Raw genomic sequence first — 21,003 nt, 5'->3', positions numbered from 1 at the left:
TGTACGTTCAGCGGGACATAGATAAACGGTGGGTTTTTATTTTTAATCCTTGAATATTATGGTAAAAGTTGCTCCTTCATTTACTTTGCTTTCTACCTCAATACGACCTCCTAAATTAGTGATGTGATTATAGATTAAGTAAAGCCCTATTCCATTACTATCAATATGATTGTGGAATTTTTGGTGTAATCCAAAAATTTTGCCTCGTACTTTATCCATGTCAAAACCCAACCCATTATCAGAATAAATTAATTGATTTTTTCCTTTTACTGTTTTAGAGGTAATGGAAATAATTGGAAATCCATTTGCTTTGGAATATTTTATGGAATTGGTAATCAAATTTAAGAAGATACTATTTAAGTATTCTTTGTTAAAATTAACGTTAGGTAGTTCAGAAAAATCAATATTAATTTTAACTTTTGAATTAACGATTAAAGAGTTTATAGAAAGTAGTACTTCATTTAAATTATCCTTCAAACTTAAGGCTTCAATAGAAGCATTTAACTCGTCTTTACGCATTAGTTCATCAACAGAGTTTTTTAAAGTTTCTTTTAAACTCTCTGTCGTGGTTTTTAAAATCGTTATAAATTCTAGCGTTTCTTCGTCATGTACTTTTGAAACGTCAATAAGCTCAAAAACGGACAGTAAATTATTTACTGGGGATTTTAAGTCATGTGAAGTAGTATAGGATAAATGTTTAAGCTCTTTATTTATTTTGGTAAGATTGGCAAGGCGTATATTGCGTTCTTCTTCCACTCTTTTTTGGTGTGTGATGTTTTTAGCAATAGCATACACTAATTTTTCATCTTCAACGGGCATGGATGTCCAAGATAACCATACAATTTCCCCTGTTTTAGTTAAGTATCTATTTTCGAAATTTAAAAGAGGCTTGTTTTTGTAAACTTCTTCTCTAGTTTCAATTGTTGTTTTAAGATCGGGCTCGTAAACAAAAGTCATTATGGGACTAGCATATAATTCCTCCTCTGAATAACCTAATAGTTTTGAAACAGCCGCATTTATTCTCTTAAAGTAACCATCAAATCCAGCAATACAAATCAAATCAGCTGATATGTTGAAAAAATTATCAAAATGATATTCTTTGTCCGTATTAAGATTTTTTTTTATTGTCATCTAAATGTAAAGGTTATTGTTGTTTCGATTCTAGCCGATACCTATTTAAGCAATTGTGTAATTCTATAGAAGATTGGGATTTTCAAATTTAGCTAATAATTATTTACCAGATGAGTGATGACCTAACTTAACAGAGATAATTAGCATCATTTTTATTTTAAGTTTTAAAATTCTTACAGTAATGAATAACAATACCAATAAGAGATTGTTTTATGGATTCTTAAATTCCTGCTCGGAACATTTAAAACAGCTAAGAAAGCCGAGGGAGTCAATTGAAGCTAGGATCACTTTAGGCACTAAAGAGTAGAGTAAAAAGGAACTGCCCCCAAAGAGTGTATTACTTTTTGAGGACAGTTTAATGAAGTATCAGACAATTGCCTTGTCATTTAAAAAGAGTCAATTCCAGTTCTTAGCCATTGCTCGTATTGGGCAATGTCTGGAGTATATCCAGTAGGTTTGTTGAGACTTTTCTCCTTTGTATCTAAGATGATGTAATAGGGTTGTGCATTGGCTTTATAACGCGTAATTTGAAAATCACTCCATTTATTGCCTATGGTCACTATTTTTTTACCAGTTTCTTTAGAGGTATATTGTTCTTCAAGAGGTAATTCTCTTTTATCATCCACATACAAAGAAATCAAGACTACTTCTTTGTTTAAGATCGATAAAATACGAGGATCCGACCATACGTAATCTTCCATTTTTCGACAATTGACACAGGCAAATCCTGTAAAGTCCAATAGTATGGGTTTGTTGACAGTTTTGGCGTAAGCCAATCCCTTTTCATAATCGGTAAAGGCAATGATGTCATGCGGGCCTTTGTGTGCACCATCGGGTAGTACTATCGCGTCTGTTGCTGAGGCTTTGCTGGATCCTCCAACACCGTATGGTGATTCGCTATAGGTCATCGGTGGCGGAAAACCACTGATGAGTTTTAAAGGAGCACCCCATAAACCTGGAATCAGGTAAACCGTAAAGACCAACACCACCAATCCCATCGATAGTCGTCCAACGGATATGGAGGATAAAGGAGAATCATGAGGTAAGGTTATTTTTCCGAAAAGGTAAAAGGCCAAAGTACCAAATATAGCAATCCAAATGGCTAAGAATAGCTCTCTTTCGAACCAATGTAATTGTAATACCAGATCAGCATTAGATAAGAATTTAAAAGCCAAAGCCAACTCGATGAAACCAAGGAACACTTTTACTGTATTGAGCCAACCACCTGATTTAGGTAAGGTGTTGAGCCAACCAGGGAACATAGCAAACAACATAAAAGGTAAGGCTAAGGCAGATGAAAAACCTAACATTCCCACTATTGGTGCTATCCCACCTTTGGAAGCGGCTTCCACTAGTAAGGTTCCGATGATGGGACCCGTACAAGAAAAAGAAACAATCGCTAGTGCCAAAGCCATAAAGACGATGCCTATTATACCCCCTTTATCGGCTTGTTGATCTACTTTATTGGCCCATGAATTAGGCAACATAATTTCGAAAGCCCCTAAGAAGGATAAAGCAAAGACCACTAGTAGAATAAAGAAAATAACATTAAACCACACATTAGTGGATAAGGCATTTAGGGCATCGGCTCCAAAAATTAAGGTGATGACCGTTCCTAGGAAGACATAAATCAAGATAATGGATAGTCCATAGATCAATGCATTTTTAATCCCTTTGGCTTTGGTTTTACTCTGTTTGGTGAAGAAACTCACGGTCATGGGAATCATCGGAAAGACACAAGGGGTAAGCAAGGCTGCAAAACCAGATAAAAACGCGATAAAGAAAATCATATACAAACTAGAATCTGACTGCTTTGTGTCATCTGTTGGGTCTAGGGTAGTGGTTACCTCAGTTTTAGCTGTTTTTTCGTCCACAATGGCAGCAGCCTCGATTTCTTTAGCTTGTAGCGTTTTAAGATTGAACTCAAAGTATTTGGTCTCACTAATACAGTTTTCTTTGCATACTTGATACGATAGGGCCACTTGTAGGGTTTGTTTCTCAGGATTAATTTGTTTGATTAATTGAGAGAAAACAACCTGGTTTTCAAAGAAGATTTCATCGACACCAAAAATGTCATTGAAGGCACGTTTGGTTGTACTTTCGGTGGCCTTCCCAACAAGTTCATAGTTGTTTTTTTGGTCGTGAAATAGAAATTCAGCCGGGAGCGGACCATCTTCAGGCGTGAACTGAGAGTAGACATGCCAGTCTTTTTCAATGGCACCTTTAAAAGTAAGCAGGTACTGACCCTCGTTTTTTTTCTCAACGGAGGCTTCCCATTTTACAGGATTGAGGATTTGCGCTTGGACTTTGGCAAAAGCGAAAACCAAGAATAATAAATAAAATAGTTTTTTCATTGTATGGGGTTTAGCAGAACCATCGGTTCTGATGAGCAATTGATTTTTGAGTTACACTATTACACAGTTGACTATAGTAACTGTTTCCATGGTGTTTTACCATCGAAACAGTCACTTCAGCCTGTAGTATTGAAGCTCTAAATAAAAATCGCAGTGGAGTAGTTTATTTGGTCACATTAAAAAAAGTGTATTCCAGTTTTAAGAAAACACCATCTGTAGCCATACGGTCTAGGGAGCTGTACAATTCTTTTTTGTAAGCCAGGTCAATTCTTGCTTGAGAGTTGATAATGAACTGAATCGAAGGCACGACATCTAAATATGATTTTCCGTTTTCCGTTATGGTCTGTCCCGTGAATTCCAGCATGGCATTAATGTTGGTTTGTTTAAAGCTGGTATACTTTTTAGGATACATTAATTTACCCACAGAGAAGGTATAGTTCACCGCGTTCTGCCCCAATAGGTCTGGAAAATGATAGTCATCATTGTTGAGTGCTCGGGCATAACTTACCGAAGAACTGATCGCTACTTTATGGATTAGTTGAGTGGCTACTACACCAAGTTCATAACCCGAATTGCCACTCATTAAATCGATGGCTTCTTGTTTGATCAGGGAGTTGTTATAACTATAGCGACCAAAGGCTGCCATTCTAAAATGACTTTGTAAATCATCCACAGAAAGGAAACGGTATTTGGCATAAACACCTCCACCTTTAAGTCCTAGTCCATTTTCTTGATTACTTAGAAAAGCAGAACTACGGACCATTAAATTTTTATTTATTCCCCAAGTAACTTCTGGGGTCAAGTTATACATAGAACCACTTTCTAGTTCGTTTTTCATCAGGGATTGCCCCACACGAACTCCGATAGAACCCGCTGGAGCATTACTAGCGGGTTCGGTCACTACAAATAATTCTTGTGCTTCTACTTCAAAGGAAAACAACAAGAGAAAAACCAGTGATACATATTTCATCTTAGATTGTTTTTAAGTAGTAATCATTATCATTTTCTGTTGCGTAGGCAGGGTATTTGGCATAGGCTTTTAAAAGTTTTTTGTATTCTTTTTGAGTTACAAAACCTTTATCCAAAACTCTGTATTTTGCCTCTACATGATGTACAGGTTTTTTAATATCAATGAAGTTATACGTTGCGTCTTCAATTTTCACTGTTGTATTGTCTTCAATTACAGGTGTATGAAATTTAGCTGTTATTACCATAGATCCAACAAAGAAACCTGCTTTTTCTACAGCAGTTTTTAATACTTTAGGAGATAGTGATTGGTCTTTTTTAAAGTAAACCGTAAAGGTATTGGTATTCAAATCTGTACCGATGCTATCGACCTGAGTAAAAGATTTTAGTTGTTTGTTGATGGCATTAGAACACATAGAGCAAGTCAGGCCAGTGGCCATGATCTCTACTTTAGTGGTTTGAGCAAAGGAGTTGATACTAGTGGCTACAAGTAAAAATGCAGCCGCGATGAATTTTATAGATAGAGTTTTCATTTTATTTTTTGTTTTTTTTGATTTGAGCAATAATTTGTGCTTCGCTTGGGTTGATGGCAATTAGTTTTCCTGAGGCATCAAAAAGAAAGGTAGAAGGTAAGGCATCCACTCCAAAGCTAAGTGCTGTTTTAGCATCAAAACCTTTTGGATCGATTAATTGCGTGTGCTTCATTTTATCTTTATCGATGGCTTTTAGCCATTTTGTTTTATCGTTATCAATGGATATACCTACGATTTCAAAATTTTGACCCTTGTATTGTTCGTACATTTTGACCAATCCCTTATTGGCTAGTCGGCATGGACCACACCAAGAGGCCCAAAAGTCTACTAATACAGTCTTTCCTTTGAAAGAATTTAAGGCTACGCTAACATTTTTATTGTTCTGAAGTTGAACCTCTGGGAGGCGATCACCTACTTTGATTTGTGCACTGGCTGTAGCAACAGTCGCGATAAAAGTAAATAAGGCAATGAACTGTTTTATTTTAAACATGCTGTTTTTTTTAATGAATACTAAAGATTACTCTTTTTTGTTATCGTTGGCCTCTCTGTCGTATTGACAACAACCATGTAATTCAGTATAAACAGCTGTTGGAGCCGTGAATTTAGGATTATCATATCCTGCATTGGCCACACGTTTTAGGATGGTATCTAAAGTCGTTTTCTTAGTATCGTAAGTGATAGTGGCCATTTTGGTAGTGGAATTCCAAACTACTTTGGCTTCTTTGTCAACGTTTGCTGCTGTTTCAATCACTTTTTTACACATGCCGCAGTTGCCATTGATTTTTACTGTTTCTGTCGTTTTATTTTTGATTTGAGCACTAGCGAAAGTAACTGATAGTAATAAAGTCATTACCATCAATAATTGTTTTATTGAGTTCATTGTATGTTTTTTTGTAGATGAATTAGATCTAAAGCAAAACAGTAACTATAGCCCATAAGGATATATCTGATGCAATAGAATGTAAAAATGTTTTGATGTAAAGCCTAAAAGGGCTTTGAATAAGACAGACTTATGGCTGTCAGTAAAGGAATCTAGCTTATTTTAGGTGGAAGCCAGATAGAACGGAAACCTGAAGAAATAAAGATTTCTGAATAATGGAAATTTTGTGCTCTTTCTACAAAGGTAAAAAGCGCATTGTTTGTAGTTTCGAAAGAAACTACCGCAGTAAAACTACAATAAGCAGCTGGGCAACCACAAGAGCTACCAGTACAACTATTGTCGCAATCGTGCGCTTTTTTACTGGCTTCTTTTTTCTTGCAACAGTCCTTTGTTGTAGAGGGTTTTGCACAACATGACATTTCTTTTTTTGCTCCATGTGCATACGTAAAGCTTGGTCCCAGTAGGAAACCAAAGATTAGCAGTAGCAATATGTAGCATTTTTTTGTCATAGTTGAGGACAAATATACTTTTTATTGGGGATTTCGGTTGTTAATTTTTTTGTAAATCTTTTCGTAAGGTCTCTAACAAGGGGGTGATTTTGACACGTTTTAAGAGGTGTTTTGTTGAGAGTGTTTCACAAAAGAAAACCTCCAAAAAAAGTAATTTTTTAGAGGTTTTGTATGATTTTAAAGGAGCCTTTTGAATTTAGGTTGAAAAAGTTAATCCTTTGTTTTTGAAGTTGGTAAACAATACTTGACGCGCTGTGCTAATGGTTTCTTCTGTGCGATAGATGCTGCACCAGAATTTGATCAGCAGTTTGTATTTTCCGTCAGAGATGGCACTATAATAGATCTGCGAAGTTTTAGCATGGTTCACCAAGGAAATACTAGCCAGTGATTCGTTAATAAGGTCGTTAATATCCTCTGGAGTGATGGCTCCGCTGATTTCGATGGCAATTTCCACTAGTTTAAAATTGTCGGTATAGGTCCAATTGGTAATGTTCTGAGAAAGTAAATTACCGTTGGGAATAATGATTTCCGCGCCGTTAGGAGCATTTATTTTGGTGGTACGTAGCCCCATTGATTTGACACGACCTGATTCCGAACTAATGTCAATAACATCCCCAATTTGAATGGGTTTGTCAAAGATTAAAATAATACCCGATACAAAGTTGTTCACTATGTTTTGAAGTCCAAGTCCAACACCCACACCTAAGGCTCCTAATAGGATGCTTAGTTTGTCTAAAGGCATGCCCGATGCAGCTACGGCTAAAAGATAGCCGGCAATTAAGACTACAAGACGGGTAATGAGTAATTTGGAATGCTGTCTTTTATTGACATTTTCTTCGTTTTCATCGTCAATTTCTCCAAAAAAGTAGGCCACATATTTTTGCAAGAGATGGGCAATCCACACGATAAGAAAAAACAATACGATATTGCTCAAGGTAAAGGTGATGCTACCAATATTTATTGGATGATTTAGTAGGGTAGCCAGTGAAGCACGTAAGGATTCCCAGATGTTCAAATTCGAGGCAATCACCACCAACCACATATAACTAATAAGCAGGATAAAGGGTCTTTTTAGAGTATTGGAGAGATTTTCATAATCAAAGATCTTTTCAATGCCATGTTTGATTCGGGTGGTATAGATCTGTAGCAGTACAATTTCTAGTGCTATTTTTAAAAGGACACTAAGAGCAATGAATTGAGTAAGCGAAATAAAAGCGGTTAAGCTAAGCATATTGGCCAGGGATACACGTCCGAATATATTGAAAAGAACGGCCAAAACATTTAAGCCGACAAAAATAATGGTGACCCATTTGAAGAAGCCTTTAATATAAAGTTGATCTTTTATGGTGTTAATTTGAACCATACCATAACGGATACCTAGGAGGTTAATGGCAATTAAAACAGTACGTTGAACGAGTCCTACGGTGATAAACGAGTCCAAGAAACAAAGTGCAAAAAATAAGCCCAAAAGAAACCACCAGTTTTGCATGGATTTAGCAGACCATTGTTTTTTAAACAATATGCTTAATACGCCCAAGAGTAGCAATTGAAGAATTTCTATAAACAAGGCAGGCGCATATACATTGCTAACTATGCTGATATTAAGTGCAATGACTACAACAGGAAGGATGACGCCTTTATTGAGGTAGTTAAAATTGAATAGTGAAAGATTAGCTGCTTGTCCGCTGTTTTTTAGGTATTTAACATTGCGTGAGATGTACCAAGCCAGTAAAGCCATCAAAAGCGTCAAAGTAATCAAACCTCCAGCGCGATAACTCAAATAATAGGAAGCTATACTTTGTTCAATGGCAACTTTTGTTGAGATATTTTGTGCGGTATCTTTTTTAGGTAGGGTATCGTTAGTGCTCCATAAAAAAGGATATTCTTTTTTGAGTATACTGATGCCCGATTTTTCTAGTCTATTTTCTACGGTGACCAGAGCATTAGATACAGCGATTTTTTGTCGTACGGTTTGTCTTTTCTTCGTATTGAGAATTCCTTGATTTTTGGTCATCAGACTATCGGTACTGATGTATTTTTTCTTAAGATTAGCAAATTCATTTTTAAAGAGCTTTCTACGAATAGTATCTTTTAAAAGCGTCATTAAAGTTTTGTCTTTGCGCAAGTCCAAAAACCGCTGCTTGATTTTCTCTAGTTTATCGTTGCGCAGATCCACTGCTAGATTTTGTTGGTCCAACTCCTGTTGGATTTCTTTTAATACCGTGGAGTACATTTGCTGGTTGCGTACATTTGGATTGGCTCCTTTTAAACTAGTCAAAATATGATCCAATTTGTCTTGAGTTCTTTTTATTTCGCCAAACAAATGATAGGTAGGTGCTTCAAATACAACGTCATTGTAAGCAGATTCCATGACTTCACCAGCTTTTTCAATAGCGATCAAATAGTCACTGTCTGTAGTGGTGGTGTCAAAAAGCTTTGCGCGATTTTCAGTTTTTGAAGTACTGGTTTGAGCAGAGGTGCGTAGGTTTAAAAACAACAAACAGAGTAGGGTTAATAAACCAATGGAGCTTCTTTTTTGAATCATAATTACGTATATACATTTAGTGGAGACAAAATTAAATGTTTTACCACAGCTTTTAACTATGGGATGTACGATAATTAATTGTTAAAGAGAATCAGAACCCTTCTAAGGTTGAGTAGGACTAGAGATGGGGTAGGAAAGGAGTCGTGTTAAAGATGTATAGCTTAAGGCTACTGCTTTAGAGTAGAGACACTTTTTGATAAAGATACTTCGTTGGGTTAATAAAGTAGTAAAGTTGCTCCTCAATACACAGCTTGGGTGCCTTGAAGAGCAATTTTTCTATTGGTTCGATACGGAATTAAGCGTAGGCTTCGCGATTGTTTCTGATGGTCTGAATGATTTGTAGTACTTTTTTGGTTTCATGCTCCAAGACGCCATAATCCTCCTCTTTCATTCGCTTTTTACTAATGAGTTGACTTCCTAATCCCACTACGGCTGCTCCAGCGGCGTACCAGCTCTGAATGTTGGCATGAGTGGTATCTACTCCGCCAGTGGTCATAAAAATGAGTGCTGGAAAAATATCTTTAATACTATTTAAAAAGGTTGGACCTAAGATGTTTCCCGGGAAAAGTTTAATGAATTTAACACCGGCATTTTCAGCGGCTATAATTTCGGTTGGGGTCATGCAACCCGGAGCATATAAAGTGGCCTTGTTTTTTAGGAAATCCCAAACTTCAGGAACAAAACCCGGACTAATGAAAAAATCGGCTCCAATGTTATGAAAGGCTTCGGTTTGTGTTCTGGTTTTTATAGTGCCAATACCCAATAACATGCCTGGCATTTCTGCATCTCTGACACTGACCATCTGCTTGAAGTTGGGTAGGGCTTCAGAGCCTCTGTTGGTATATTCTACTGCTCTAATTCCAGCGCGGTATAAGGTACGCAGGATTTCTACGCTAATACGTTCATCGGTGGTGAAGTACAATGGAAGAACGCCTTGTTTGGTGATAACATCGATTGAATCTTGGATGGTGCTCATAGTTTATATTTTTATTTTAATAACGATTTTTTTTAGGATGCCTTTGCTAATCATAGCCGAGTGTACATCTTCAGGAAATAATATGGCGAACTGTTGTTCCTGTAGTTGGAAATACAGATCAGGTTGGTCGTGAAAAAAGCGTACGTCTCGCTGTTCACTATAGGTTCCGTTTGGCTGGTTGCATTTTTCTCTAGGTTTCCATGCAAAGGTTTCCGGTCCCTTTATAGAAATTTGTATGTCAATATTTTGATCGTGACATTCAAAGTTTTTTATGCTTTCTTCTTTACTGGTTCCTTCTCCGACAATGACAATTATTTTTATTCCCTCAGCTATTTCAAAAGCGCCTTCGTCAAGAAGGTTGATATCATTTTGACTGATATAGTCAAAAGCTTTTTTGAAATTAGGATGCAAAGGGTAATATTTTGCAGCATTGTGTAAGGAATCTATAATCATCTTTTGGGTTTTATATGAAGGTATTGTTGTAGAATAAATTTAGTGTTAATCCCCTTATGGTGAAACGAATATTTATTTTTTTTTCAAAATTTAATAAACAGTGATGGATCGCTATTTATTAGAACTTTAATAAACAGGGATGTGGAGGTGATGTTAGAAATAAAAAAGTGTAAAATAAGATTAAACTTTTGCTTGAAATGAGGAGATATAAACAACTGATTTAAATTATAATTAATATTTTATAAAAAGTGTATTGTCAAGAGGATTGATGATCGTTAGAATTGTAGTTTTAAAGGGGGTGGAACGGTCGGCTTTTTGTCTATAGAGAGGTTTCTATTGCTCGTAACTTCAAAGGAAGTAGTGAATGGCGTACAGAGAAAAGGGCCTCTTTTGATTTTTTTTAATTTTTAAGGTTGTGTAACAGCTTTGATAATAGTGTTTTAGGTTTGTTTCTTACAGTGTTTCCCCTTGGTAACGGTTACAGAAGCCCATGGTGTACTAGAGTTAAAAAGAGTATTGTTGAATTTCAAAATAGCTCAAAGTATTGATTGAGATGATAGGTCATTATAAAAAGGCAATGAATCCTTTAGAATTAATTACTAAAATTATTTTAGTTTTGGATATTAGTGGGGCAATTTTGAATCTCTTGTTTGTATTTTGTGGACATTTAAATCGTCTTTTGTGCAGGGCAAGAAATAGTGTATTGTCTTTTTCTAATTAGTCTATTATCTTGATAGGGTTAAAAAAGTTTACTATTTTGTATTTAAATTCAAATTATCTCTTTAAATTTGCCGCAGCAATGAAAAATAATAACCAGTATATCATTCTTTATCACTTCAACATGAATATGTGTTGCTCAGTTATGATGCAATGTAATGGACTGGCTTGTCTATAAAAATAATAGTATTTATTTCTAAAGCCTTTCATAATTACTTGAGAGGCTTTTTTTATTTGAGGTTGGATCTACTTAAGGGTATAAAGATTTCAAAGTGTTAAATAGTAGCGTGAAGGCAATTGATAAAAAAATGTAGCGATCGATTTACGCGCTTAATTTGAAGAACAAAATGATTGAATTAAAAAATGTTACCAAAACGTTTCACCAGAAAAACCGGATTGTTACCGCTTTAGCTGATGTTTCGCTTAAAGTGCCACCAGGGAAAATTTTTGGTGTAATTGGAACTTCAGGTGCTGGAAAAAGCACACTGATTCGTTGTGTGAATCTCTTAGAAAAACCGAGCTCTGGAGCTATTATAGTGGATGGAAAATCCCTGATGGAATTATCCCATGCACAATTGGCTATTGAGAGAAGGCAGATCGGAATGATTTTTCAGCATTTCAATTTGCTTTCCTCTCGTACCGTTTTTGAAAATGTCGCTTTTCCTTTGGAATTGGTGGGCACTTCAAAAGAGGCAGTAAGACAACGCGTTTTAGAATTGTTGCAGTTAGTTGGTCTGGAAGAAAAAGCCAACGACTATCCAGCGAGTCTTTCAGGTGGACAAAAACAAAGAGTGGCTATTGCCCGAACTTTGGCCAATAATCCAAAGGTACTTTTATGTGATGAGGCGACAAGTGCGCTAGATCCAGCAACCACTCGATCGATTTTAAATCTATTGAAAGATATTAACCGTCGTCTGAATATCACCATTTTGTTGATCACGCACCAAATGGAAGTAGTGAAATCGATTTGCGATGAAGTGGCGGTAATCAGTCATGGAAAATTAATAGAGCAGGGTAGTGTAGGAGAGATTTTTGCCGACCCTAAACACGAGCTTACTAAGGAGTTTATCTCCTCCTCTTTGCATTTGGATATTCCTAGGGTGTATCAAGAAAGACTGCAAAAAGAAGACGCAGAAGGTTTACATCCATTGTTACGATTGGAAATGACGGGGAAATCGGTAAACGAACCAGTAATCTCTGAAGTTTCGAGATTGTTTGATACAGACTTCAAAATTGTGAGCGCGCAGATGGATCAAGCTGGGGAGGTTAATTTCGGAGTGATGCTGATCGAGTTATCTGGTAAACCTGAAAATTACCAAGCCGCTATCCAATATTTTATTTCTAAACATATTAAAACAGAAATCATAGGTTATGTCTGATTCCATTATTGAATTGTTATTAAAGGGTACTTGGGAAACCATAGTAATGACCTTTGTGTCAGGATTTTTTGGTTTTGTACTAGGACTTCCTACCGGTATTTTACTTTTTCTTACCCGAAAAAATCAAATTTTAGAACAAGCGGCAGTAAACAGAACCTTATCAGTTTTGGTGAATGTTTTCCGTTCTATTCCATTTATTATCTTAATTGTTTGGATGATTCCCTTTACGCGTGCCCTAGTAGGTACTTCTATAGGGGTTAGTGCTGCCTTAGTGCCCTTGAGCATTGGAGCTGCTCCTTTTATCGCCAGACTAGTAGAGAACAGTCTTTTGGGATTACCTTCTGGACTGATAGAAGCGGCAAGAGCCTTGGGAGCTACTCCTTTTCAAATTGTATATAAGGTGTTGCTGCCAGAAGCCTTACCCTCACTAATTAATGCGGCTTCGATCACATTGATTACCCTAGTGGGCTATTCTGCCATGGGTGGTGCCGTTGGAGCAGGTGGTTTAGGACAAGTAGGTTATCAATACGGATACATTGGCTACGATGCCATGACGATGAACGCAGTACTGGTGTTGTTGGTGATTTTGGTGTTTTTGATCCAGTTCTTTGGAGACGCCTTATCCAAGCGATTTGACCACAGATAAATTTTACAATTGATTATTAAATAGAGCAGAGATGAATACGAAAATAAATTTTTTAAAAACAGCCGGAATTATAGCCTTGACCTTGACGTTGGTGAATTGCGGCAAGAGTAAAAATAATGACCCCCATCACATCAAAGTAGGTGTGGCGACAGGTCCAGAATATGTAGTGGCACAAGCCGCTCAAAAAGTAGCCAAAGAGAAGTACGGTCTTGAAGTAGAGCTGGTTTCTTTCAACGACTACGTTATTCCCAATGAAGCTTTGAGTCAAGGTGATATTGATGTAAACGCTTTTCAACACAAACCTTATTTGGATGAGCAGTCCAAACAACGTGGCTACCAGTTAGAGATTATTGGTAAAACCTTTATTTATCCTATTGCAGGCTATTCGAAAAAGATCAAAAAACTTTCGGAGCTTAAAAATGAAAGCACCATCATTATTCCAAATGATCCCACTAACGGGGGGCGTTCTTTATTGCTTTTAGAGAAGAATGGTTTGTTGACACTGCGTGCAGGAGTAGGTTTGTTACCAAAAGTAACGGACATTACAGGCAATCCAAAAAATCTTAAAATCTTAGAATTGGAAGCGCCACAGTTGCCTAGAGCATTAGACGATCAAAATGTGACTATTGCCATTATCAATAATACTTTTGCTTCACAAGCAGGTTTAGTGCCTTCAAGAGACGCCTTGTTTGTAGAGGACAAAGACTCGCCTTATGTGAACCTTATTGTAAGTCGTCCAGATAATAAAAACGAAGAAAAAGTAAAACAGTTTTTAAAAGCTTTCCAGTCTGCCGAAGTTGAACAAGCAGCCCTTCGTGAATTCAAAGGTGGTGCTGTAAAAGGTTGGTAGTTAAAATCCATTGATCCCTTGGATCGTTTAAAAAAGCGTTAAGTCAATGATTTAACGCTTTTTTTATTAATTGTTGTTTGTTTGCGTTTTTCAAATCTAAAAAAAAAGACACTATTAATTCTCAGGAGAATAAAATAGTGTCTTAAAAAAAAAATAAACCGAATGAAGTTTCTACAAGATTAAATAATCGTTTGTTCAACTGGCTTACTTATAGTTGAATTAATAATAGACAAAGTAAATGGATCCATTTCACCATTGAAAAAGGCCTCTAATACGTCTTGAAATACAGGATTAGAACTTCCTGCCAGAAAAAACAGGGTCATCGATGAGCGTAATTTTCGCGCATCTAAATCTCCTAGTATAGCCTCAGCAGATTTTCTCTTAAAGGTCAATAACAACTCTGAAATTTCAATTAGATGTTTTCCTAAAATAGGATGTTCCAAAAAATCAACTGCTTCTTGAATGTTGGCAATAGCATAAAAATTAGCTGTATCACTGGTGCCTAATCCTTTTAATTGAGGAAAGATAAACCACATCCAATGCGTTTCTTTTTTTCCTTTTTTAATTTCGGAAAAAGCAGTAAGATAAAGTTTATTTTGCGCATCTAAGAAGCGCATTAAGTCATTGTTTGAATAAGCCATTTATGGATTGTATTTATTGGAAAAGGGTTGCAAAAGTACTAAAAAAGAAGGGTGTATCCAAATGAAAGAATCCTAGGATGAGAATTTTAACTTTTTAGAGAAGGATTTTACTACTATATTTTTGATAAAAAAAGGACAGTAGCCAGCTCATAATTTGGGCGCAAACGATAGCGTACTAAGCTATAATATCTATGTTAAATAATGGCAAGCTTATTCTGTTTTGAAAGTGTCAATTGTATTATTAGGAAATTTTGTAATTTCACTTTTTGTACAATAATAAGTTTTAATTCACATTTTATGAATTCTTTTGGACTGGATAGCAAGTGGCATGCATAATGGAGTCTAATAGGATTAGACCGGAAGATTCTTCTCGAAAGCAGAACCAAAAGAGAAAAAAGAATCCGTACTTCCTACCCCTTCAATTTGATGTATTTGTTCGTATAATATTTTGCGAAGTTCTTCATTGTTAAAAGAAACAATTTTGATAAACAAAGCATATTTTCCAGAAACCCAATGGCATTCGATTACTTCCGGAATTTCTTTGAGTTTCTCCGCTATGGAATAAGAAAAACGAGCCTCTTTAGTGACAATTCCTGTATAGGTAATGGTTTCAAAACCAATTTGTTTGGCGTTTAGTTTTACGGAAAATCCCGTGATGATTCCGGCTTCTTGTAATTTTCGAACTCTAAGGTGTACCAAGGAATTGGAGATGTTTAATTCTTTGGCTAAATCAGAAAAGGGTATTCTCCCGTTCTCACTGAGTTTTCGGATGATTTCTTTATCTAAATAATCGGTGTTTACATTGTTTTTCATAGTGGGAAGAACTAAGGTTTAGGAACTGATTCTACAATTTTGACAATTCTAATGCGAAAACATGGTTTGATAGTGTCAAAAATACAGAAAAAATACTTACATCTGTCTAATTGTAAATAAACGTGTGTAATCAATGTTATAATAACACCTTTATGTATATTTTTGTGTCATAATCACATTATTAAATATGTTTGAAAATGGATAAGAATCAGTTACTTATGAAATTATGGGAGCAATATGCCGATATTACTCCATCTGCAAAAAAAATTCATGAATTATTAGAAGAGAGAGGCGAAGTGATACAAAACGATCATATTGCAATTCGAACTTTTAATGATAAACGTGTCAACATTGAAGTATTGGAAAAACCATTTTTAAATGTAGGGTATCAGGCAAGAGGCGAATACGATTTTGAAACTAAAAAATTATTTGCTAGACATTACGAACATACCACTGACAAAGATGCGCCAAGAATTTTTATCTCTGAATTGGAATTGGAAAAATGCTCCACTGCATTGCAAGAAACAGTAAAGAATATCTTAGACAGTTGTGATCAAAATATATTTAATGATTCTGAGTTGGTTTTGAGTGGGTCTGTTTGGAAAGCCAATTCTCAAGCGATCTATACAGCCTTATTAAACGAATCAGAATATGCTGCTTGGATGTATGTCTATGGTTTTAGAGCCAATCACTTCACGATCAATACCAACGCTTTAAAAGAATTTGACACCTTAGAACAATTGAACACTTTCTTAGAAGATAGCGGATGGAAACTCAACGCATCGGGAGGAAAAATTAAGGGAACTCCGGAGCAGTTATTAGAGCAATCGAGCACCTTGGCTGATTTGTATGCGATCGATTTTGAAGAGGGAACTGTAGAGATTCCATCATGTTATTATGAATTTGCTCTTCGTTATCCGATGGCCAATGGAGAATTGTACCAAGGGTTTGTCGCTTCATCTGCAGACAAGATCTTTGAAAGCACAGATGTAAAATTGCAAAATTTATAGGTATCCATAGTAAAGAATAACTCTCTTTTATCTAAACTGACTTTTAGATAAAAGGGAGCATAACATATAAAAATAGGTCACTATGACAACAATAGAATTAGATTTCGGAATAGAGGAAGCCTTAAGTCAATTAGGTATACAAGAAACAAATGAAGGAACTTCAACAGGAGTACATCATTTTTCAAACGGAGAAATCCTAGAAAGTTATTCTCCTGTAGATGGGCAATTAATTGCCAAAGTGAAAACTTCAACCGCAGCAGATTATGAAAAAGTAATGCAAGCAGCTACCGCTGCTTTTCAAACTTTCAGACTGATGCCAGCCCCACAACGTGGCGAAATCGTGCGCCAATTTGGCGATAAGTTGCGTAAAAACAAAGAAGCTTTAGGGAAGTTGGTTTCGTACGAGATGGGGAAATCATTACAAGAAGGTTACGGAGAAGTACAAGAAATGATTGACATCTGTGACTTTGCCGTAGGACTTTCTCGTCAATTGCACGGCTTGACCATGCATTCGGAACGCCCTGGACATCGTATGTATGAGCAATACCATTCTTTAGGAGTGGTGGGGATTATCTCGGCATTCAATTTCCCAGTAGCCGTTTGGGCTTGGAATACCGCTTTAGCTTGGATTTGTGGAGATGTTTGCGTTTGGAAACCCTCTGAGAAAACACCCCTTTGTGCGATAGCTTGTCAAAATATCGTAGCTCAGGTCATCCAAGAAAACAATCTTCCAGAAGGAATCTCTTGTTTAATCAACGGAGATTATACTATAGGTCAACTCCTGACCAATGATCAACGTGTGCCGTTGATTTCTGCAACAGGTTCTACCCGTATGGGAAAAATCGTTGCACAAGTAGTGGCAGGCCGTTTAGGCAGGTCCCTATTGGAATTAGGAGGAAACAATGCCATTATAGTAACCCCGGATGCCGATATCAAAATGACCGTTATTGGTGCTGTTTTTGGCGCAGTAGGAACTGCTGGACAAAGGTGTACCTCTACACGTCGTTTGATTATTCACGAAAGTATTTACGATACCGTTAAAGAGGCCTTAGTGTCCGCTTATAAACAATTGCGTATCGGAAATCCATTAGATGAAAAGAATCACGTAGGGCCACTTATCGATCAACAGGCCGTTGCCCTATATGAAGAGGCTTTGATCAAAGTAGTAGCCGAAGGTGGAAAAGTGATCGTTGAAGGCGGTGTACTTACTGGTGAAGGATACCAAAGCGGTTGTTATGTTAAACCAGCCATTGCCGAAGCGGACAATAGCTTTAAGATCGTACAACACGAAACTTTTGCCCCAGTATTGTACTTGTTGAAATATTCCGGAACTGTGGAGCAGGCCATTGCCGTTCAAAATGGAGTAGGTCAAGGTTTGTCTTCCGCTATTATGACCAATAATTTAAGAGAGGCAGAATTGTTTTTATCTGTAGTTGGTTCGGACTGTGGTATTGCCAATGTCAATATTGGAACATCAGGAGCCGAAATTGGAGGCGCTTTTGGAGGCGAAAAAGAAACAGGTGGAGGAAGAGAGTCAGGTTCGGATGCTTGGAAAGTATATATGCGCAGACAAACCAATACCATTAATTATACCACTAGCTTGCCTTTGGCACAAGGAATAAAATTCGATTTGTAGACCAAAGAATCCAGCATCTAAACCAGATGCTGGATTAAAAATAGTTAGGACTTAGGGAGTCAATGATTGCGTTAAAAAAAAAGAAAAAAAGGTTGTTTTTTTGAAGCCAAATGGAGTGCTCCAATTGTACCTTTAATTGGTGCCGATGTTGACTTTTTTGTTATGCTCGTTTCGGATGTCAATGGAGCCATTAAGACAGGAGCAAGTAGTTACAAATGGAATACTTGGGTAGATGTTTTAATTGCAAAAAAGGGAACCGAAGTTTTAGCTACTTTTGATGATGAGTTTTATAAAGGCAAAGCTACTGCTGTTACAAGACAATTAGATAAAGGAACCATTACCTATTTAGGAGTGGAAAGTAATGATGGAACCTTAGAGTGAGAAATAGTGCGTAAGGTCTATGCTCTAGCAAAAGGGGCCATTGAAGATTTGCCAAAGAGTGTCTTTATAGAATGGCGTGATGGTTTTTATGTAGGGGTAAATTATACCAATGAAGCCATAAATCTGCCGATTCCCCAGTGAAGTAAAATACTCGTGGGATAAAATCCTCTGCAGCCAGCACAGGCCGTAATTTGGAAATAAAAAAATAAAAGAATATATATTAAATAAGGATAATAATGACTTTTTCAGAAGCAACAATTCAAGACTTAGTAAAAGAACATTACGGATTAAAAGTAACCGTAAAAGCATTAAATGGATATGATGAATTGAATTTCCTTTTATCGAATGTTAAAGACGAAAAATACATTCTAAAAGTCTCGAACGAAAGTCATCCGTTTCCTTTTTTAGAGGCGCAGGTTAATATCATAAAAGAACTTACGAAAAGTAGTATTTCAGATTGTTTTCAGCACTTCAGTGTCAACAAACAAGGAGAGGAATTAACTAAAATTGTAGGGGATGATCAAACGTATTACATCCGAATTCTCAATTTTCTAGAGGGTACTTTTTGGGCAGAGGTAAAAGGAAAAACGGCTGAATTACAACATAATTTGGGCTCTTTTTTAGGAGAGATGGATAAGGCATTAAAAGATTTTGCTCATCCGGCCATGCACCGTTCTTATACGTGGGATATTAGCCGCGCTAATGAGGCAAGTGATAACGTAAAGCACATCCTCAATCATGAGAAAAGACGTATGGCTGGTTACTTTCTGTTACAGTTTGACACTGAAGTAGCACCAGAACTCCACCGACTTCGTCATGCTTATATTCATAACGATGCTAATGATTATAATGTATTGGTACAAGGCAATCAAGTGAGTGGTTTAATAGATTTTGGGGATATGGTATATACAGCTCTGATCAATAATTTAGCCATAGCTTGTACCTATGCCATGCTTGATGAGAAAGATCCCTTAACTGTTGCCGCAACCCTAGTGGAAGGTTATCATCAGGCCTATGCGCTAACCCAACAGGAAGTTGATTTGTTATACTATTTAATTGCAGCAAGACTTTGCATCAGCGTTACGCAATCGGCGTACAATGCTTCACTAGAGAGTAACAACGAACATCATTTTATTACAGAAAAACCTGCTTGGGATTTGTTGTATCAATTAATTGAGATTAACCCAATCAAGGCACAAGATGCCTTTAGACGAGCTTGTGGTTTTGAGGGCGTAATTAATGATGATGACTATAGCGATTTATTGGAAATTCGTCAACAGAAAATTGGTCGAAATTTGAGTATTGGCTACAAAGACAAATTGAAAATTGTCAAAGGAGCTTTACAATACTTATACGATGATAAAGGAAGAACCTTTGTCGATTGTGTCAATAACCCTTCGCATGTAGGACACTGCCATCCAGTAGTGGTCCGTAAAATGCAAAAACAGATTGCTACTTTAAATACCAATACTCGATATTTAAATGATGCCATAACCCAATATGCAGCCAAACTAACGGCAACTTTGCCTGCTTCATTAAGCGTTTGTTATTTTGTGAATTCAGGTAGTGAAGCTAATGATTTAGCCATCAGGATGAGTCGTCATTTTACCAAGCAAAAAGATATTATTGTATTGGATCATGCCTATCACGGAACTTCAACCGTGGCCATGGAAATGAGTCCGTATAAATTTGACTCCAAAGGTGGTTTTGGTAAAATGCCTTGGATACATAAAGCAATTAATCCCGATTTGTACCGAGGTCCTTATCAATATGGAGATGCTGATGCAGGAAAGAAATATGCTGCAGATGTACAGCGTATTATTGAAGATTTAAAAAAGGAAGATAAAGCGCCTGCTGTATTTATCTGCGAAACCTTATTGGGTGTAGGCGGTCAAATTCCACTTCCAGAACAATATTTAAAAACGGCTTACGACTATGTTAGAGCTGCCGGAGGTGTTTGTATAGCCGATGAGGTGCAAGTAGGATTTGGAAGAATAGGAGAGCATTTTTGGGGTTTTGAATTGCAAAATGTAGTTCCGGATATAGTGGTGTTAGGAAAACCAATTGGTAATGGCCATCCCTTAGCCGCGGTAATCGTCACTGAGGAAATTGCCAATGCGTTCAATAATGGAATGGAATACTTTAACACCTTTGGAGGTAATCCCGTTTCGATGACTACGGGATTGACCGTTTTAGAGGTGATCCAAGACGAAGAAATGCAACAACATGCCTTAGAGGTTGGAAATCATTTAATCAAAGGACTTAAAGGTTTAATGGCAAAGTACCCTATTATTAGTGATGTCCGTGGACATGGATTATTCATAGGTGCCGAGATGGTAAAAGACAGAATAACCATGGAGCCTGCCGTTGCTGAGATCGATAGTGTAGTGGAAAAATTAAAAGCAAAAGGTTACTTATTAAGTACAGACGGCCCGTTGCATAATGTATTAAAGATAAAACCACCGATGACCTTCAACAAACAAAATGCAGATGAAATGGTGCGACTATTGGATATCGCCTTAAGCGAACTGTAACCACTGAGCTTGAAAAATAAAAAGCTTCTGCCTCAAAAGGGGCGGAAGA

At 36.8% G+C, this 21,003-nt stretch carries 18 protein-coding genes and 1 pseudogene; 7 read left to right on the top strand and 12 right to left on the bottom strand.

Annotation, left to right across the window (positions count from 1 at the left end; genetic code table 11):
* Positions 1-42: 42 nt before the first annotated feature.
* From AC51AA_RS05125 to AC51AA_RS05080, 10 genes are all read right to left on the bottom strand, one after another.
* A complete protein-coding gene (locus tag AC51AA_RS05125; RefSeq protein ID WP_500704657.1) occupies positions 43-1,131 on the bottom strand; it encodes a PAS domain-containing sensor histidine kinase in 1,089 nt (362 codons plus the stop codon).
* 386 nt (positions 1,132-1,517) lie between these two features.
* Complete coding sequence (locus AC51AA_RS05120; protein WP_500704656.1) at positions 1,518-3,485, bottom strand: protein-disulfide reductase DsbD family protein; 1,968 nt, start codon at positions 3,483-3,485, stop codon at positions 1,518-1,520.
* A 163-nt stretch (positions 3,486-3,648) separates the two neighbouring features.
* Positions 3,649-4,455, bottom strand: coding sequence for a hypothetical protein (locus AC51AA_RS05115; RefSeq protein WP_500704655.1), 807 nt, complete (start codon positions 4,453-4,455; stop codon positions 3,649-3,651).
* A 1-nt stretch (position 4,456) separates the two neighbouring features.
* Positions 4,457-4,984 (bottom strand): heavy-metal-associated domain-containing protein, encoded by a 528-nt coding sequence (locus tag AC51AA_RS05110; protein ID WP_500704654.1) that lies wholly within the window; start codon positions 4,982-4,984, stop codon positions 4,457-4,459.
* Position 4,985: 1 nt separating this feature from the next.
* Positions 4,986-5,474, bottom strand: a complete 489-nt coding sequence (locus AC51AA_RS05105) for a TlpA family protein disulfide reductase (RefSeq protein WP_500704653.1) — start codon at positions 5,472-5,474, stop codon at positions 4,986-4,988.
* A gap of 27 nt (positions 5,475-5,501) precedes the next feature.
* A complete protein-coding gene (locus tag AC51AA_RS05100; protein WP_500704652.1) occupies positions 5,502-5,864 on the bottom strand; it encodes a heavy-metal-associated domain-containing protein in 363 nt (120 codons plus the stop codon).
* A gap of 152 nt (positions 5,865-6,016) precedes the next feature.
* Complete coding sequence (locus tag AC51AA_RS05095) at positions 6,017-6,373, bottom strand: hypothetical protein (RefSeq protein WP_500704651.1); 357 nt, start codon at positions 6,371-6,373, stop codon at positions 6,017-6,019.
* 196 nt (positions 6,374-6,569) lie between these two features.
* A complete protein-coding gene (locus tag AC51AA_RS05090; protein WP_500704650.1) occupies positions 6,570-8,918 on the bottom strand; it encodes a mechanosensitive ion channel family protein in 2,349 nt (782 codons plus the stop codon).
* A 295-nt stretch (positions 8,919-9,213) separates the two neighbouring features.
* A complete protein-coding gene (locus AC51AA_RS05085) occupies positions 9,214-9,894 on the bottom strand; it encodes a bifunctional 4-hydroxy-2-oxoglutarate aldolase/2-dehydro-3-deoxy-phosphogluconate aldolase (RefSeq protein WP_500704649.1) in 681 nt (226 codons plus the stop codon).
* Between the two features lie 3 nt (positions 9,895-9,897).
* The gene (locus AC51AA_RS05080) at positions 9,898-10,347 is read right to left on the bottom strand and encodes a NanQ anomerase/TabA/YiaL family protein (RefSeq protein ID WP_500704648.1); all 450 of its coding nucleotides are present in this window, start codon (positions 10,345-10,347) and stop codon (positions 9,898-9,900) included.
* 1,064 nt (positions 10,348-11,411) lie between these two features.
* Here AC51AA_RS05080 and metN point away from each other — a divergent pair.
* The 3 genes from metN to metQ are packed head-to-tail and all read left to right on the top strand — an operon-like array spanning position 11,412 to position 13,939.
* The gene (gene metN, locus AC51AA_RS05075; protein ID WP_500704647.1) at positions 11,412-12,443 is read left to right on the top strand and encodes a methionine ABC transporter ATP-binding protein MetN; all 1,032 of its coding nucleotides are present in this window, start codon (positions 11,412-11,414) and stop codon (positions 12,441-12,443) included.
* On the top strand, positions 12,436-13,089 hold the full coding sequence (gene metI / locus AC51AA_RS05070) for a methionine ABC transporter permease MetI (RefSeq protein WP_500704646.1): 654 nt from the start codon (positions 12,436-12,438) through the stop codon (positions 13,087-13,089). Before metN ends, metI begins: the two co-directional genes overlap by 8 nt.
* Positions 13,090-13,120: 31 nt before the next feature.
* Positions 13,121-13,939 carry a methionine ABC transporter substrate-binding lipoprotein MetQ gene (metQ, locus tag AC51AA_RS05065; protein WP_500704645.1) on the top strand — a complete coding sequence of 273 codons (819 nt, stop codon included), beginning with the start codon at positions 13,121-13,123 and terminating at the stop codon, positions 13,937-13,939.
* Between the two features lie 179 nt (positions 13,940-14,118).
* On the opposite strand, the gene AC51AA_RS05060 is transcribed toward metQ, so the two are convergent.
* Complete coding sequence (locus tag AC51AA_RS05060; RefSeq protein WP_500704644.1) at positions 14,119-14,580, bottom strand: DUF1810 domain-containing protein; 462 nt, start codon at positions 14,578-14,580, stop codon at positions 14,119-14,121.
* 351 nt (positions 14,581-14,931) lie between these two features.
* The gene (locus AC51AA_RS05055; RefSeq protein ID WP_500704643.1) at positions 14,932-15,393 is read right to left on the bottom strand and encodes an Lrp/AsnC family transcriptional regulator; all 462 of its coding nucleotides are present in this window, start codon (positions 15,391-15,393) and stop codon (positions 14,932-14,934) included.
* A gap of 197 nt (positions 15,394-15,590) precedes the next feature.
* Here AC51AA_RS05055 and AC51AA_RS05050 point away from each other — a divergent pair, with 197 nt between their 5' ends.
* From AC51AA_RS05050 to AC51AA_RS05035, 4 genes and pseudogenes are all read left to right on the top strand, one after another.
* Positions 15,591-16,403, top strand: a complete 813-nt coding sequence (locus AC51AA_RS05050) for a DUF1338 domain-containing protein (protein ID WP_500704642.1) — start codon at positions 15,591-15,593, stop codon at positions 16,401-16,403.
* A gap of 82 nt (positions 16,404-16,485) precedes the next feature.
* Positions 16,486-18,039: an L-piperidine-6-carboxylate dehydrogenase gene (amaB, locus tag AC51AA_RS05045; protein WP_500704641.1), complete on the top strand. Its 1,554-nt coding sequence runs from the start codon at positions 16,486-16,488 to the stop codon at positions 18,037-18,039.
* Between the two features lie 105 nt (positions 18,040-18,144).
* Positions 18,145-18,420 (top strand): annotated as a pseudogene (locus tag AC51AA_RS05040) (beta-galactosidase trimerization domain-containing protein); the annotation flags it as partial.
* Between the two features lie 236 nt (positions 18,421-18,656).
* Positions 18,657-20,954 carry an aminotransferase class III-fold pyridoxal phosphate-dependent enzyme gene (locus tag AC51AA_RS05035; RefSeq protein ID WP_500704640.1) on the top strand — a complete coding sequence of 766 codons (2,298 nt, stop codon included), beginning with the start codon at positions 18,657-18,659 and terminating at the stop codon, positions 20,952-20,954.
* Positions 20,955-21,003 lie beyond the last annotated feature (49 nt).

Source organism: Flavobacterium sp. OHVDL-2026-0007 (genome assembly GCF_059882335.1).
This window is presented reverse-complemented; position numbering and strand designations above follow the sequence as displayed.

Coding starts and splice junctions, on each gene's coding strand:
- AC51AA_RS05125 (WP_500704657.1), bottom strand. CDS start 1,131: ATGACAATAAAAAAAAATCTTAATACGGACAAAGAATATCATTTTGAT.
- AC51AA_RS05120 (WP_500704656.1), bottom strand. CDS start 3,485: ATGAAAAAACTATTTTATTTATTATTCTTGGTTTTCGCTTTTGCCAAA.
- AC51AA_RS05115 (WP_500704655.1), bottom strand. CDS start 4,455: ATGAAATATGTATCACTGGTTTTTCTCTTGTTGTTTTCCTTTGAAGTA.
- AC51AA_RS05110 (WP_500704654.1), bottom strand. CDS start 4,984: ATGAAAACTCTATCTATAAAATTCATCGCGGCTGCATTTTTACTTGTA.
- AC51AA_RS05105 (WP_500704653.1), bottom strand. CDS start 5,474: ATGTTTAAAATAAAACAGTTCATTGCCTTATTTACTTTTATCGCGACT.
- AC51AA_RS05100 (WP_500704652.1), bottom strand. CDS start 5,864: ATGAACTCAATAAAACAATTATTGATGGTAATGACTTTATTACTATCA.
- AC51AA_RS05095 (WP_500704651.1), bottom strand. CDS start 6,373: ATGACAAAAAAATGCTACATATTGCTACTGCTAATCTTTGGTTTCCTA.
- AC51AA_RS05090 (WP_500704650.1), bottom strand. CDS start 8,918: ATGATTCAAAAAAGAAGCTCCATTGGTTTATTAACCCTACTCTGTTTG.
- AC51AA_RS05085 (WP_500704649.1), bottom strand. CDS start 9,894: ATGAGCACCATCCAAGATTCAATCGATGTTATCACCAAACAAGGCGTT.
- AC51AA_RS05080 (WP_500704648.1), bottom strand. CDS start 10,347: ATGATTATAGATTCCTTACACAATGCTGCAAAATATTACCCTTTGCAT.
- metN (WP_500704647.1), top strand. CDS start 11,412: ATGATTGAATTAAAAAATGTTACCAAAACGTTTCACCAGAAAAACCGG.
- metI (WP_500704646.1), top strand. CDS start 12,436: ATGTCTGATTCCATTATTGAATTGTTATTAAAGGGTACTTGGGAAACC.
- metQ (WP_500704645.1), top strand. CDS start 13,121: ATGAATACGAAAATAAATTTTTTAAAAACAGCCGGAATTATAGCCTTG.
- AC51AA_RS05060 (WP_500704644.1), bottom strand. CDS start 14,580: ATGGCTTATTCAAACAATGACTTAATGCGCTTCTTAGATGCGCAAAAT.
- AC51AA_RS05055 (WP_500704643.1), bottom strand. CDS start 15,393: ATGAAAAACAATGTAAACACCGATTATTTAGATAAAGAAATCATCCGA.
- AC51AA_RS05050 (WP_500704642.1), top strand. CDS start 15,591: ATGGATAAGAATCAGTTACTTATGAAATTATGGGAGCAATATGCCGAT.
- amaB (WP_500704641.1), top strand. CDS start 16,486: ATGACAACAATAGAATTAGATTTCGGAATAGAGGAAGCCTTAAGTCAA.
- AC51AA_RS05035 (WP_500704640.1), top strand. CDS start 18,657: ATGACTTTTTCAGAAGCAACAATTCAAGACTTAGTAAAAGAACATTAC.